Here is a 14,369-nt window from a genome sequence, read left to right as displayed (position 1 = left end):
GCGCTTTTCTATCAAACACTTGCCGAACACCGGAAAACAGCCCGTTTCTTCTCTATATAGGAGAGCAAAACAAATCCTTCTATATAGAAGGATTGGAAATCCCGAAATCCTAGTATAGTTTTGCGCAGCCCCAAAACGAGAAACAGGGCCGCGCATCAAGTGCTTGATCCCCCTAAGACTGCCCCCATCAGCTACCGTACACTTTTTGCCGCTGGTACCGCCCAGGCCATCAGATGCCCTACGGCCTGACCCACCCCGCCGGAGAATTTCGCCGACCGCGGCCAGCGCAGTTTCGCGATTGATATCGTTGACCACCACTTTAGCGCACTCGGCGGCGTAGGCCCGGCCCAGACCACCGCCAGCACCGGTGATGATCACCACGCGGTTCTCACAGATTTTCATGTTCCTGCTCCCTTCAAATACATCGCTTACAAGCGTTCGATAATCGTCACGCTGGCCTGGCCGCCACCTTTGCACATGGTCTGCAAACCGAAGCGTCCCCGCGGCGCTCCAGTTCATGCAATAGCGTGCACATCAACCGGGTACCGGTGGCGCCCAGCGGATGGCCGAGGGCAATCGCCCCGCCGTAGACGTTAGTCTGTTCGTGGGGATAACCCGTCTCCTTGAGCCAGGCCATAGCTACCGAGGCGAAGGCTTCGTTGATCTCCACCCGGTCGCAGCCAAACAGCACGTCCAGTGCGGCCATTTTCGCCAGGCTGGTCTGGCGCGGCGTTTCGTCATGCACGACTCTGGCCAGTGGCACGATTTCCCGGTTGAAACGCCCATGCTCGATGGCCCGCAAAGCCCGCTGATGGACCTCCAGTGAATAGGCTTTCAGTTGTTCGCGGGACAGCCCCACTTCTCGGTAATCATCTGCGCCGAACGGAATTGAGTCGGCGGTTGTGCGCCATAACGTCGGCCCCAACCTTCTGAGCCGCTGAACGAATCACTGAAGCCCAGCGGTTCGGCAGCGATCATGGCTGAGGAAATAGGAATATGGGTCATGGTTTACACGCCGCCAGCGACGACCACATCCTGGGTGCCGCTCATCACCGCTTGGGCGGCAAAGTGCACCGCTTGCAGAAAAGAACCGCACTGGCGATCGATGGTGGTGCCGGGTACCGCCTGCGACAGGCCGGCAGCCAACCAACAGGTGCGGGCAATGTCCCCGGCCAGCGGACCGATGGTGTCGACACCGCCGAAGATCACGTCGTCGTCATCGTCATCGTCATCGTCATCGGGGATGTCGTTGCGCTCGACCAGCGCACGCAAGACGTGGGCGCCAGATCGGCTGCGTGAATCTGGCTCAAACCACCCTTGCGCCGCCCGGTGGGTACATCGGGCGTTAGGGTGAAACAGGTGTAAACCTATTTCAGGACTAGACAACCGCCTTCGCCCTGACCTTGCAGCAGGTTGTATATGGAGGGTGACTTTCACCATCCAGGCTGTCGATGCGCACAGGCCCAGCAAGGGTTGTGAGAGAAAACCCTCGGGTTCGCGAAGAAGTCCGTGTATCGCACAAAGAAGAGTCAGGTTTCGATGTGGCTTTTTTACGACTACATTTATCCGTCAGAACCACCTCTGCATCCATAGACAAGCAGCTAGCGGCACGAGTGCTTACGAATACATGCTCCCCACTTCGAGGATCAGACATGCATCCATCCTTTCTGCAGCGCATCGATGAGCTCGGCGCCCTGCTCGTCCACTCCAACGCAGCACGCATCGATTTCTTCCGGCGCGCCAATCGACTGAAGTCGCGCCGCGGTGTTCGCTTCCAGGTGGTGACCCTGCAGCTCGGCATCTTCCAGGTCATCGAGCGATACACTGGCAAGACCTGGGCCTACCGTTTCAACTACCGAGAGGCCATGGACTTCGCCATCCAACTCGAGGAAAAGTCCAACCGCAGGAAGGGAGTGGCGCGGTGTTCGGCGAGCTGATGCCGCATCCGCGAGACGCGGTGATCGCCGAAACGGCCCACCATGACGCGTTAAGCCAGTTATGTCGGAAGGAGTCCCTACCGGTCAATTTATGGACAGGCGAGCACAAGAAACCAGCGTTTCTAGCCACCAACTACTCCGGAACACTTCCCGTCCTGGAGTTGGCCGACGGTACGCTCATCGCGGAGTGCACCGCTATCACTCAGTACCTGGATGTTCTGGATGACAGCCCTGTGCTTACCGGTAAAACGCCCACTGAGAAAGGCATCATCCAAATGATGACCAAGCGTGCGGAAATTGAATTTCTGGACGCTGTCAGCGCGTACTTCCATCACGCAACGCCGGGGCTTGGGCCGGATGTCGAGCTTTCTCAAAACCCTGAATGGGGTGAGCGGATGCGGGATAAGGCCGTAAGGGGGATGCACTATTTCAACAGCGTCCTGGAAAATCGGCCTTTTGTGGCGGGCAATGCATTTTCGATGGCCGACATTGCAGTGCTGGGCGACATGATTTTCGCCTCGCTGGTGAAACTGCCTATACCTGATGAATGTGAAGCATTGCATGCATGGCATGCCAGAATGAACGAGCGATCAAGCGTCCAGGAATGGCGCGCTATGGTGAAACAAGACGAGCCAAAACACTGAGAAAAATGCATCTGGGTATGAGTCACTCCTTTCAATGAGTCCATGGCGGTCTTCAATGAAGAGTCACAACCCTGCGGCTTTCGCCAATCCTGATCCGGTCCAGTGCCCTGTTTAGAGAATCCAGGGCATCAAGGAGGGCTTTCGCCTCGATCTCTCGACCATCTCCCCAAAGGCGTTCAGCCATCCTGTTCAGGGCTTGGATCGCGTGCTCAATTTCATTAGCTGTAGCCGTCGCTGCTACTTTACTTTCCGGCTTTTTCTTCGGCATTCAGTAACCCTTCTGCAGGGCATTGCTCTGTCTTTCAATTGTTAGCGCGAATACATCGCCCATCGGAACAAGTGCTGCTCTGAGGCTCGGTGAAGCTGTTGCCGTCGTCCGAGCCCAGGAATAGGCGCGCCCTAATCGCCCATACATCTTGCTAACAACGCGGAATTTATCACCATTGAATCGCCACTACGAGCAGCTACGAGTGGTTTTCATGCTCTCTGGAATTAGTAAATATCAATTTAACAATTTGTACTGCTGGGTGATGCACATCGTCATCCAGTGTGCTCTGGCGATACGGGTCACACTGCTGCTTTTCTCCAGGTCTCCAGGCGAAAAAACCCGCCGAAGCGGGTTTTTCATCCATGTTCGGGTCAATTTGGCGAGGAGCCACTCAAATTTTCAATCAATGACGGGATCACCACTGCGCGATATCCATCAGCATTTGGGTGCAATCCATCCGCAACATACTGATTAAACAGGTCGGGATTTGATTTCAAGACCGCCTCCCACCTTGGATAATTGTCGATCAGACGAAGTCCCCTGGCTTTTGCGACATCCCGGTACATCTGGAAGTAATCCCTTAACTTCGGTCTCTGCACTCCAGAGCCTCCAATTACTGGATTCGTCACCATTAAAATGATCTCCGTCGATGACTTGGCAGCCTTGAGCCGGTCAATCATTAGCTCGAGGTTTTTCCGCGCTTGTTCGACAGTGGTTTTGTTGGGAAGGAAAGCGTCGTTGATCGCGAATTCGATAAACACCGTGTCCGGGCTTTTGGAGATAACTCGACTTTCGAGATTTTCAACACCCCATCCCGACCACATCGAACCCTTGCCACTATTTATAATCGTGGCACGTCCAGGGTAACGCTGATTCAGATCATCCCCAAGCTGCTGCACCCAGGCGCCAAAGGCCGTCAAGCTCGTACCATAAGCTACGACGGTCTGCACCTTGCCAGCATCAAGGTTTGAATAGAGATCGCTTTCCTGACCAGCAAAGCTGGCTGCGCTTAACGAAAGTAACATTCCAGCAAACAGAGCCTTGGACCACAAACCATTCATTCAACTGTCCCGATCTTTTCACAGGAAGCAAGGATGAACCTGTGAGCTTGAGGCGTCCACCGATGGCATTGGGCCTCACCCCGTAAGGTGTGGGCGAGATTGTCTCGGTCATTGTCCGGAAAGGATGGGCAGAAAATTGCAGGACATGCGAACGAAGGCATGGCCAAAAACTACCAGCGGGACAACAAGAAATCGTCTGGTCCGAAGCAATTTCTGACCTGAATATCAGCGAAATCACCGGGGTAGTTTTGCGCAGGCCTGAAACGAGAAAGGGGATCAAGCCGCTAAGTGCTTGATCCCCTTACGAAATATGGTCGGGACGGAGTGATTCGAACACTCGACCCCTAGCACCCCATCTCCTTTTTCTTACTTCTTGAAAGCTTTCAAATTTTACTCTGGATTTTTCTAAGCTAGTATTTACTTGAGCTCCAGCGGTGTTCTGCTCTACGAGAGTCCAGTAACGTCCATCAAGAGCCGACGTTTTTGTGGGGGGAAAAGTAGGGGGAGTCCATTTCATGGCCAAAATCACCATCAAAGAACTCGAGTCGCTGACCGCCAACGATGCCGGCCGAATCCTCAGGGAGGATGGCAATCTGGCCGGTCGAATCTCAGTCCGTAAGGGCGGCGTGTCGGTCAGCTTTTTCTATCGGTATCGGTGGGGCGATCAGAATAAAGAGTACTCCTGCGGAGTCCTGGCCGCGCAAATCCCTGACGGACATCCGCAAGGCACGCAACCAGGCCCGGGCGCTCATCGATGAGCAGATCAATCCCAACGAGCAGAAGAAAACCGCCAAGGCACAGGCATACGCCGCTGCTAACGTAGAGGCCGAACAAGTAAAAACGACGAAGGTGCAAACGCTGACCGTCCAGGATCTGGCCAAGGCTGGCTGTTGGATGGCGCGGCGCGGAAAGATGGCAATGCTGAATTGCAGCGGTGTATTAACAAGGACCGTTACCCAGCGCTTGGCAGAACATCGGTAAGCAGTGTGTCCGAGTACGATACTCGGGCGCTGATCCGCCCTCCTCCCCAGTGAAAATGTCAAAGGCTCTCGCGGCAAGAAACAGGACCACCATGTCTTCCTCTCATCCTTCGCCCTGCATTTCTTTCAGGAACTCAAGAGCCTGACGGGAGACTCACAGCGGTGCTTCCCCAATAAGCAGGATGATGGGCATGTGGACGTGAAGGTAGTGAGTAAACAGGTCGGCGATCGCCAGGCCCGGTTCAAAAACCGCAAGGCCCTCTCAAGACGGCGTCACGACGATACGCTGGTCCTTGCCGACGGGGCCAGAACGATGACTGGACACCGCATGGCCTGCGCCGCACGGGCGCAACCATGATGCAGGCCCTAGGCGTCAGCCTGGACGTCATCGATCGCTGCCAAAACCATGTGCTGGCCGGTTCTCGAGTGAGACGTCACTACCTGCATCATGATTACGCCGAAGAGAAGAAACACGCCTGGAACCTGTTGGGTGATCGACTCAGTGCCGTCTTGCCCTCAACCTACGAGCATTCAACGACCGAGTCGATGATGTTTTTTCCAGAATACACCGCGACAAGATCACTGCCTCCTTCATAAGTCGGCTTCTTTAATGCTGCCTCCTCATAGCGTCGTAGAGATCGCCGCGTGTTTTCTTCAGGTCGACTCTCACCCCGTCATGACCGGCAGAAATGGGCCAAAAGAGGTCCTTCCTGAAATTTCCAATTACGGTTTCATCGAAGTGCACCAACATTAGACCGCAGATTGTTCACGGGATGAATCTGAAGGACATCTCCACGTGGGCAGGATTTTTGATCCCAACCGTCTGGTTGCATCTACTGTTGATGTCCCCGTAGTCCTGAAGGTAATTGCCTCAACCCGGAATCAATCCAGGTATTGCTCAAAGAACCTTGTCAACTTATCGAAAGGAATGAGGTTGACCTTGTCGTACAGATCGACATGTCCTGCACCAGGAACGATGTAAAGCTCCTTGGGCTGAGCTGCGAGCGAGTAGGCCTCCTCGCTGAAAAACCGCGAATGAGCATGTTCACCTGCAATGAACAGCAGCGGTCGAGGGGAGATATTGGCGATATGCTCAAAAGGGTAGAAATTCAGCAGCGGTCCAGTGCTGGTCATCGACATATCCGTCGAGGCACGTGGATGCTGGCCCCTTGGCGTACGATAATAGTCAAAGAACTCCTTTTCGACCTCGTAGGATTCTTTATCCAGAGCAGTAGGAACGCCTGGATCGTACTTAATCGTACCGCCTTCAAACTCAGCCCAGCGCTGCTCGCCAATGGCTTTCAACGTTGCTGCCACCTGTTCTTTGTCGACGTTAGGCTCCAGGCCTTGGCGACGAGCGCGGCCCATGTCGTACATGGATACAGTAGCGATCGCTTTCATGCGTGGGTCAATCTGACCTGCGCTGACAGCAAAGCCACCGAAGCCGCAGATACCAATGACACCGATCTTCTCTTTGCTCACAAACGGTCGAGTGCCGATGAAGTCGACCGCAGCGCTAAAGTCCTCGGTGTAGATTTCAGGTGATGAAATGTGGCGGGGTTCACCGCCGCTTTCACCACCAAAAGAGGCGTCAAAAGCTAGGGTAACAAACCCTTCCTCAGCCATACGCTGCGCATAGAGACCCGCTGTCTGTTCTTTCACGCCGCCGAACGGGTGCCCTACGATAATCGCTGCGTGCTTCTGGGTCTTATCCAGACCTTTAGGCAGGTACAGGTCGCCCACGACAGAGAGATTGATCCTGTTTTTGAAGGTGACCTTCTCAACAGTCACCTTATCGCTGCGCGGAAAGGTTTTATCCCATTTTTCTTCTTCAGCCGCATAGCTGCCACCGGTGGCTACGCTTGCGCCCAATGCCATCGCTGCAATGATATGTTTCATGATGCGTCCCTCTAATATCGATTCAAGAGATAACCAAATAGCCAGGCCGCTATATCCAGAGACCTGTAAAACTCAAATGCCCAGTTTGTTTTATGGGTGAGCGTTCCGAAGGGCGGCCCAGGCAAATGCTGCGGAGCCAGCTAGAGCAGCAACACCGAATGCAAATGGACTCCACCAGCCCAGGGCGTCGAACATAAATCCGCCCAAGCCTGCCCCTAAGGTGATTGCCATCTGGATCGTCGCTACCATCAAGCCGCCGCCTGCCTCAGCATCATCTGTCAGCGTTTTGCTCAACCAAAGACCCCACGCTACCGGTGCTGGCGTAGCGACCAGCCCCCAAGCGGCGAGCAGGAATCCGACGGCCAAGGTCGAACTGCCCATGGCGATCAAAACCGCTGCAACCAGTGCCATCGATAACGGAATCCCGATCAGGTACGCATACATGCGGTGTTGCAGGAGCGACCCAATCAAGTAGGTGCCGATGACCCCAAAAACACCCAGTAGCAGCAACATGAGAGACAGAGTGGTCACGCTCACCTGCGTGACCGTTTCAAGAAATGGGCGCAGGTAGGTGAAGACGGCAAACTGGCCCATGAACAACAGCATGATTGCGAGCATCCCAATTGCGACCTGGGAGTTACCCAGCAGTCGGAACGGGTTGCTGGACCGGACGCTAGACTCGCTACGCATAGCTGGAATACTTGCCCACTGCCAAGCAAACGCCAGGACTGCCAATGGAACTACCAGGAAAAAGGAACCTCTCCATCCAATGTATTGACCCAGGAAACTGCCCAACGGAGCAACAACGGTAGCGGCTAATGCGTTGCCGCCGTTGATGAGCGCTAATCCCTTCGCGACGGAATTTTTAGGGACGAGCTTCATGACTGTTGCTGTGGACATCGACCAGAAGCCACCGATGGCTACCCCCAACAACGCCCGCCCGGTCATGAACATCAATCCGTTGTGCGCAAAGGTGACGATTAACCCCGAGACTGTCAGAAGCAGACTGAAGCCGAGCAGTACCTTTTTCCGATCAAATCGTCCTGTCAGTGGTGTGTTCAGCAAACTGGTGAGTACTGCGAAAAAACCCGAGATCGAAATAGCTTGGCCAGCCTGGCCTTGGCTGATACCAAGATCCTGAGCAATTGGTGTAAGGAGGCTGACTGGCATGAACTCTGAGGCGATCAGAACAACAACGCACAGCGCCATTGAAAAAACGGCGCCCCATGCGGGTGGATGTGAAGCGGCTGTTGCTCGCCCAAGCGTGGCATCAAATGTGCTCATATATCTTTTACCTGATGGATCTGCATCCACTTCAGCTAGGGTGTGGACCGTGCGGCTTCAGTGGGTGACAGGTGGGTTCCGAATTTGAATGACAGCTTAAGGTGAAACCATTACCGTGATTAGCCACCATAATTTTCATGCAGTAATGAGAAAAAATCAGTAATGAGCGCGCCCAAGATCAACGATCTGCAAGCCTTTCTCGCTGTTGCCCGTGATCAAAGTTTCACGAAGGCTGCTGCAAAGTTGGGCGTCACACCCTCAGCCCTGAGTCACACCATCAGAGGGCTGGAGGCGCGTTTGGGTGTGCGCCTGCTTGCGCGAACTACGAGAAACGTGGCGCCGACCGAAGCAGGCGAAAAGTTGATGCTCTCGATTGGGCCGCTGTTCGACCAGATCACTGCCGAAGTCGAAATGCTCGGTGAGCTGCGAGATAAGCCAGCGGGAAGGATTCGAGTGACTTGCTCGGACGATGCAGCTGAAAGCATCATCAGGCCAATGCTTACAGGGTTTCTTGAACAGTACCCCGACGTCACTGTGGAAATCAGCATCGACTACGGCTTCACCAATATCGTGACCGACCGTTTCGATGCAGGCATACGCTTGGGCGAATCGATCAGCAAAGACATGATCGCTGTTCGAGTCAGTCCGGACTGGCGCTTGGTTGTGGTGGGAGCACCGGCATACTTCGCTCGCCACGCAGCTCCCGTCATCCCGCAGGATTTAACCCAGCATAATTGCATTAACATCCGTCACACGATGGATGGCGGGTGCTATGCGTGGGAATTCGAGAATGGTGACCGGAAGCTCAATATTCGTGTGACCGGCCAACTGACCGCCAACAGCATGATTCATGTCGTCAACGGTGCCCTCGACGGTATAGGGCTGGCCTATGTTCCCGACTTCATGGCAAAGCCTTATCTCGCTGATGGCAGGCTACAAGAAGTGATGCCGGAGTGGTGCCCCTACTTCCAGGGCTTCCACCTTTATTACCCGAACCGGCGACAAGCATCATCCGCCTTCACCGCGTTCGTGGATGCGGTGAGGTATCGGGGCAAATGAACCTGGCCGACGATAGTGACCGGAAGTCCCGCTGGTAGGCGGAACCCACAACACGTTTCTTACGGCCAGCCCTCAAGTTGTCAATGGTTGTGAGGCGGGACAACGCTTGCGCCTGGACCAACCTGATATTGTTCATCGGTGACCTTTTCCAGCCACTCAACATTCTTGCCATTTAATGCTTCTTGCTCGACGCTGACTTGAACACCTCCCTGACGCGCGTCTTGCGTGAGCGCTTTTCGCGGGTGCAATCACGCTGCGAGCTGGAGATGCACATCGGCACCGTCAACGAGGATCAGGCGGAACTGCTGCAACTTTCCCCTGGCTCGACCAGCGTCTACCTGGAGCGCCTGAACTTCGGCGAAGAGAACCAGGCGGTGGAGTTCGACCAGGAATTCTGGCGCCCCGACGCACTGTCGATCGTGATGGAAACCTGTTATTCAGGGACGACCTGAAATTTATGGCGCCGGATTCGTCTGGAAGCGACGCAACATGGCGTCAACCGCCAACCGGGCCAGTTCGGCATCCTGCTCAGCCTTGACGCCGGACACACCGATTGCGCCAATGCAGTGGCCTTCGTGCCAGATGGCCACACCCCCTTCGAGCATGCCGTGCAGGTTGGGGGCACTTAGAAATGCCTGACGCCCGCCATTGATCATGTCTTCATAAGCCTTGCTATCGCGACGACCGAGCGCCGCTGTACGTGCTTTTTCCGTGGCGATGTAACCCGCAATCGGCGCCGTATGATCCAGACGTAGCAGCCCCAGCGGATGACCTCCGTCATCGACGACGCAAATCGCCACAGGCCAGTTGCGGCTTTGGGCCAGGTCTTTTGCCGCCGACAGCATTTGCGAAACGTTTTGCTCGCTCAGTAACGCCTTGGTTTGCATCTCTACTCCGATCAATGAAGAGAACGGCCGCATGCTCAAGCATGCGCGCCGAATGAACGCCCGGTCATTACTCGCCGTAGATATCGAAGTCGAAATACTTCTGGCGAATTTTGTCGTAGGTGCCATTGGCACGAATCGTCGCCAATGCCTGATTGAAACGACCTGCCAGCGGATCGTTCTTGCGCACTGCAATACCGATACCGGTACCGAAGAATTGCTCTTCGGCAAAACTCGGGCCGACGAACTCATAGTCGCGTCCTTCCGGTCTTTTCAGCAGGCTTTCATCGATCACCACCGAACTGGCCATGGTTGCATCGAGTCGCCCGCCTAACAGGTCGAGGAACACTTCATTCTGCGAGCCGTAGCGAACCACTTCGGCACCGGCCGGGGCGAATTTCTCGGTGACGTAGCGATCGAAGTTGGTTGCCCGCTGCACGCCGATCCGCTGGCCTTTGAGCTGAGCTGGAATGTCGCTGATGCCGCTACCCTTTTTGAACACCAGACGCGCCGGAATGCGGTAATAGCGGTCGGTGAAATCGACCGACTTCAGCCGCTCAGGGGTGATCGATACCGAAGAAATCACTGCATCGACTTTCTTCACTTTTAGCGCCGGAATCAATCCGTCGAACTCCTGCTCTTGCCACTGGCATTGGACTTTCATCTCGGCACACAGCGCCTGACCGATGTCGTAGTCAAAACCCACGATGGTGTTATCGGGTGTCTTCGAAGCGAACGGAGGGTAAGCCGCTTCGATGCCCAGACGCAGAGGTTGCTCCGCCGCGTGCAGGTTGGCGCCAAACACTAGCAGCGAGATGAGGCCGACGTTCAATACCGTGTTTTTTACGTTCATTCATAGCTCCAGATGCGATGTTGTTTATGTCGGGCGCTCCGCAAAAGAAGGCGTCCGTTATGGCAGCAGCAATGTGAACAAGCTGAGATGGCGGCTCTGTCGGCCGACTACTCTGGCGTTGCGCAAGGCTTCACCCGGCACAACGATTACAACGGAGAGGCTCAGACGGCGGCGGTGACAATCAACTCCAACAGGATCTGCGGGTCATCGAACATCACTTGAGCCGTTGCCCGTGCCGGTGTTTGCCCGGCATCGACCCAGGCGCTCCAGGTTTCATTCATGCCGGCGAAATCGGCACCCATGTCTTTCATCCAGATCTGCACGCTGAGCAGACGGCTCTTGTCACTGCCAGAAGCAGCCAACAACTCGTCCACTCGTTGCAAAACCTGGAGCGTCTGACCACGAATGTCCTGGCTGAAATCGGCAGCAACGATGCCGCTGAGCCAGGCCACGCCGTTATGCACGACACTGCGGCTCAGGCGTGGGTTGCTTTCGATGCGTTGAATACGGCTCATAAGTGCTCCTGGGTGTGAGGTGTCTCAGTGGACAATTGGGCAAGGGTGATGGGTTTTAGCGGCGACCGGATGCGGTAGTAGCCGACCTCTGCGGCAGATACCTGGCGATGCTCGGCAATGATTTCGGTGACGCTCAAACCACACAAACGGCCCTGGCAAGGCCCCATGCCGCACCGACCGAAAGCCTTGGTCTGATTGGGTCCCAGGCAACCGAGCTCGACGTAGTGGCGAATCGCACCGGCGCTGACGTCTTCGCAACGACAGACAATGACCTCGTCGGCGGGAATGCGGTTTTGCTGTTGCGGGCGATACAACGCATCGATCAGCGGCCGCGCAGCACGTTGGCGACACAGGACTTTTCGATAAGGGGCGGCGAGTTGTTGCAACTGTTGCGGCTCAACTTTTCTCGACCTTGCGGCAATCGCCAGCCCGGCCAAACGGCCTTCGAGCAGCGCTACCTGAGCACCGCCGATGGCACCACCGTCACCGGCGACAAACATTCCCGGCAGGCTGGTTTCACCCCAACTGTCGCGGCGCACGACCCAGCACAATTGTTGTTCGCACCAGTCATGTTCGACGCGTAACGACCAACTGATCTGGGTGTTGGGCACAACGCCTTGATGCAGCAAAATCAGCGAGGCGGGAATTGTCCAGCGACGACCGTTACTGTCGAAGCTCAGAGCGCTGACCTGTGTCGCGCCGTCGATACGTAAATCCCGAGCACCACGAAAATGCCTGACCCCGGCGCGTTTCAATTCGACCAGTAAATGCAGGCCCTTGAGCAAGTCACGCCAGCCACGCAATGCGCCAGGGACTTTGCGCCAGGCGCGCAGCAGATCGCCCGGACCACTGGTGTCCACCAGCGCTTCGATCGCAATGCCGGCACGCAGGTATTGCACCGCAAGCAGGTACAACAAGGGCCCGCAGCCGGCCAACACCACTGGCCCGTCCGGCACCATCGCTGCGCTTTTAAGCAAGATCTGCCCTGCCCCGGCGGTCATGACGCCGGGCAGGGTCCAGCCAGGGATGGGCATCGGTCGTTCGAACGCACCGGTGGCGATCAAGACATGACGCCCCTGCAAGATTTCGGCACGGTCATCAATCAGGTAATGCACTTGACGCTGCGGCGTCACTTGCCAGATCGCAGCGTTGGCCAGGTAACGGGCACCGCACTGGAGGAACTGCGCGGCGAGCCCCGCGCCCGCCTCATAGTCATCGCCCAATACGGTGCGGCTGCGCGCATCGACCTGCAGGACGTTGCGATAAATTTGCCCCCCGGGGCTGCCCTGTTCATCCAGCACAACAACAGAGAGCCCATGTCGCGTGGCCTCAAGGGCCGCGCTCATTCCCGCAGGGCCGGCGCCGATCACAATCAGGTCGACCGTTTGATTATTCATCATTGCCCTCCTCGTCGTGGTCACAGACCAGGAAATCACGAGCGCCGCGCTGCCTGAGAACACGCATGCCCCCTCGAACCGGCAGCAGGCACGCCTGACAATTGGCTTGCCCGTCCACCTCGACCAGGCATTCGAAGCACACACCCATCATGCAATAGGGCGCGCCGGGCCTGCCGCTGACAGCACTTTCGCGGGTATGAGTGATGCCGCTGACCAGCAACGCGGCAGCCAGCGAAACACCGGCAGGCACCCTTAATGACGCGCCTTCGAATTCGATTTGCACGGTGTTTTCCGCCGCGCCTAAGCCCCGAAACAAGCTGTCAGCCGGCATGGCGCACCTCACGTTTGAGACTGAAACGCCGCAGACTGAAAGGCTCCACAGCCGGATCGTCGAACTCACCGCCAATCCATGGCGCCAGGCGCAACGCGTGGATCGCCGCCAGCGTCACGCCGCTGTGGCAGCTGACCACAACCGCTCCAGGGCAGCTCTGAGACGCTTCATAGATGGGAAAACCGTCGGCGCTCAGCACCCGCAGCGCACCCCATACACGAACCAGCCGCACCTGTCCCAACTGCGGAAAACACTGCACGGCACGCCGGGCGATGCTGGCCATCACTTCACTGCCAGTGCCGTCGTCGAAACCCACCGACTCATGGGAGTCGCCCAACTGCACCGTGCCTTCGTCGGTCTGGCGCACGTACGTGGTGGGGTAATGCAGAAAAGGTTTGAGTCGCTCGGTGACCAGAATCTGCCCACGATTGGGACTCACCGGCACATCAATGCCCAACGCCGCGCCCAGTTCGCGATTACCGAGTCCGGCAGCCAGTACGACCTGTTCGGCGTACCAGCGCTGCTCACCGGCGCGCAGTTCGAAGCCCGAGGCTCGCTGGCCAATGGTGCTGACCCGGTGACCATTGATGATCGTGACCCCGCGCATCCGGCAGGCGGCGTACAGCGCGCGCAACAACTTCAACGGATTGACGTGACCGTCCATGGGCGAGTAACAGCCCCCCACTACAGTCGGCCCAACGCCCGGCAAGCGGGCACGCAGTTGTGCCAGATCCAGCAGTTCGAACGGATAATCACCGTCCATGGCTTCGCGCAGCCAGAGCAGTCGGCGGCTTTCTTCGGCCATCTCATCGTCACTCAAACACAGCTGGAATCCGCCTGGTTGGCGCAGATGGATGTCGATGCCGGTGTCGGCCTGCAAAGAGGCGGCGAACCGCGGCCACATCACCACCGATTCGCGAGTCCATTGCGCATAGGGGCTCATCCCAAAACCCTTGCCCTGAACCCACAACAGGCCGAAGTTGCCGCGCGCAGCCCGAAAGGCGTCATCACCCTCATCCAGGACGCTGACCTGGCGACCGAGCATGGCCAGCCCATAAGCAATGGACAGCCCCACCAAACCACCGCCAACGACAATGACATCAGTTTTTTGCATAAGTCCCGCGATCGCTCTCTCAACGCTGAGGAATCACCTGCAGCGCAGGCACTACACCTGGATTATCTTGATTTAGAAGATCCTAGAGAGCTGACAGCGTCGTGAAAAATGCTTTATTTTGGCAAGCCCATGTCTTTTTGTTA

At 56.4% G+C, this 14,369-nt stretch carries 14 protein-coding genes and 4 pseudogenes; 6 read left to right on the top strand and 12 right to left on the bottom strand.

Annotated elements, in window-relative coordinates; translation table 11 throughout:
• Positions 1–402: pseudogene (locus tag JFU47_RS33190) on the bottom strand (hypothetical protein); the annotation flags it as partial.
• A gap of 26 nt (positions 403–428) precedes the next feature.
• Positions 429–1,310, bottom strand: a pseudogene (locus tag JFU47_RS28260) (thiolase family protein).
• Between the two features lie 342 nt (positions 1,311–1,652).
• Between JFU47_RS28260 and JFU47_RS28255 the strand changes: the two are divergent.
• Both JFU47_RS28255 and JFU47_RS28250 read left to right on the top strand, forming a co-directional pair.
• A complete protein-coding gene (locus JFU47_RS28255; protein ID WP_201187297.1) occupies positions 1,653–1,937 on the top strand; it encodes a hypothetical protein in 285 nt (94 codons plus the stop codon).
• On the top strand, positions 1,937–2,581 hold the full coding sequence (locus tag JFU47_RS28250; protein ID WP_242485185.1) for a glutathione S-transferase C-terminal domain-containing protein: 645 nt from the start codon (positions 1,937–1,939) through the stop codon (positions 2,579–2,581). The genes JFU47_RS28255 and JFU47_RS28250 overlap by 1 nt, the downstream gene beginning before the upstream one ends.
• A gap of 52 nt (positions 2,582–2,633) precedes the next feature.
• Here JFU47_RS28250 and JFU47_RS28245 read toward each other — a convergent pair whose 3' ends face one another.
• Together JFU47_RS28245 and JFU47_RS28240 are read right to left on the bottom strand one after the other, a co-directional pair.
• Positions 2,634–2,849: a hypothetical protein gene (locus tag JFU47_RS28245; RefSeq protein ID WP_033053546.1), complete on the bottom strand. Its 216-nt coding sequence runs from the start codon at positions 2,847–2,849 to the stop codon at positions 2,634–2,636.
• 371 nt (positions 2,850–3,220) lie between these two features.
• Entirely contained in the window at positions 3,221–3,910 is a 690-nt protein-coding gene (locus JFU47_RS28240) for an SGNH/GDSL hydrolase family protein (RefSeq protein WP_201187295.1), read from the bottom strand.
• Between the two features lie 114 nt (positions 3,911–4,024).
• Between JFU47_RS28240 and JFU47_RS33185 the strand changes: the two are divergent.
• Both JFU47_RS33185 and JFU47_RS28235 read left to right on the top strand, forming a co-directional pair.
• Positions 4,025–4,206, top strand: a pseudogene (locus JFU47_RS33185) (hypothetical protein); the annotation flags it as partial.
• A 219-nt stretch (positions 4,207–4,425) separates the two neighbouring features.
• Positions 4,426–5,487: pseudogene (locus tag JFU47_RS28235) on the top strand (integrase arm-type DNA-binding domain-containing protein).
• A gap of 285 nt (positions 5,488–5,772) precedes the next feature.
• On the opposite strand, the gene JFU47_RS28230 reads toward JFU47_RS28235, so the two are convergent.
• Together JFU47_RS28230 and JFU47_RS28225 are read right to left on the bottom strand one after the other, a co-directional pair.
• A complete protein-coding gene (locus tag JFU47_RS28230; protein ID WP_201187293.1) occupies positions 5,773–6,789 on the bottom strand; it encodes an alpha/beta hydrolase in 1,017 nt (338 codons plus the stop codon).
• Between the two features lie 90 nt (positions 6,790–6,879).
• A complete protein-coding gene (locus JFU47_RS28225; protein WP_201187291.1) occupies positions 6,880–8,073 on the bottom strand; it encodes an MFS transporter in 1,194 nt (397 codons plus the stop codon).
• Between the two features lie 162 nt (positions 8,074–8,235).
• Here JFU47_RS28225 and JFU47_RS28220 point away from each other — a divergent pair, with 162 nt between their 5' ends.
• Positions 8,236–9,132: a LysR family transcriptional regulator gene (locus JFU47_RS28220; protein WP_201187289.1), complete on the top strand. Its 897-nt coding sequence runs from the start codon at positions 8,236–8,238 to the stop codon at positions 9,130–9,132.
• Positions 9,133–9,329: 197 nt separating this feature from the next.
• The gene (locus tag JFU47_RS28215; protein WP_242485170.1) at positions 9,330–9,584 is read left to right on the top strand and encodes a UTRA domain-containing protein; all 255 of its coding nucleotides are present in this window, start codon (positions 9,330–9,332) and stop codon (positions 9,582–9,584) included.
• A 3-nt stretch (positions 9,585–9,587) separates the two neighbouring features.
• Here the strand turns inward: JFU47_RS28215 and JFU47_RS28210 are convergent, their stop codons facing one another.
• From JFU47_RS28210 to JFU47_RS28185, 6 genes are all read right to left on the bottom strand, one after another.
• A complete protein-coding gene (locus tag JFU47_RS28210; RefSeq protein ID WP_201187287.1) occupies positions 9,588–10,019 on the bottom strand; it encodes a heme-binding protein in 432 nt (143 codons plus the stop codon).
• A 67-nt stretch (positions 10,020–10,086) separates the two neighbouring features.
• A complete protein-coding gene (locus JFU47_RS28205) occupies positions 10,087–10,869 on the bottom strand; it encodes an ABC transporter substrate-binding protein (RefSeq protein WP_201187285.1) in 783 nt (260 codons plus the stop codon).
• Positions 10,870–11,030: 161 nt separating this feature from the next.
• Positions 11,031–11,384: a RidA family protein gene (locus JFU47_RS28200; protein WP_201187283.1), complete on the bottom strand. Its 354-nt coding sequence runs from the start codon at positions 11,382–11,384 to the stop codon at positions 11,031–11,033.
• On the bottom strand, positions 11,381–12,781 hold the full coding sequence (locus JFU47_RS28195) for an NAD(P)/FAD-dependent oxidoreductase (RefSeq protein WP_201187281.1): 1,401 nt from the start codon (positions 12,779–12,781) through the stop codon (positions 11,381–11,383). The genes JFU47_RS28200 and JFU47_RS28195 overlap by 4 nt, the downstream gene beginning before the upstream one ends.
• Positions 12,774–13,112: a (2Fe-2S)-binding protein gene (locus tag JFU47_RS28190; protein WP_201187279.1), complete on the bottom strand. Its 339-nt coding sequence runs from the start codon at positions 13,110–13,112 to the stop codon at positions 12,774–12,776. The genes JFU47_RS28195 and JFU47_RS28190 overlap by 8 nt, the downstream gene beginning before the upstream one ends.
• A complete protein-coding gene (locus tag JFU47_RS28185; RefSeq protein WP_201187277.1) occupies positions 13,102–14,226 on the bottom strand; it encodes an NAD(P)/FAD-dependent oxidoreductase in 1,125 nt (374 codons plus the stop codon). The genes JFU47_RS28190 and JFU47_RS28185 overlap by 11 nt, the downstream gene beginning before the upstream one ends.
• Between the last annotated feature and the right edge of the window lie 143 nt (positions 14,227–14,369).

The organism is Pseudomonas sp. TH39(2020) (genome assembly GCF_016650715.1).
In the GTDB taxonomy this organism is placed as follows: domain Bacteria; phylum Pseudomonadota; class Gammaproteobacteria; order Pseudomonadales; family Pseudomonadaceae; genus Aquipseudomonas; species Aquipseudomonas mandelii_C.
This window is presented reverse-complemented; position numbering and strand designations above follow the sequence as displayed.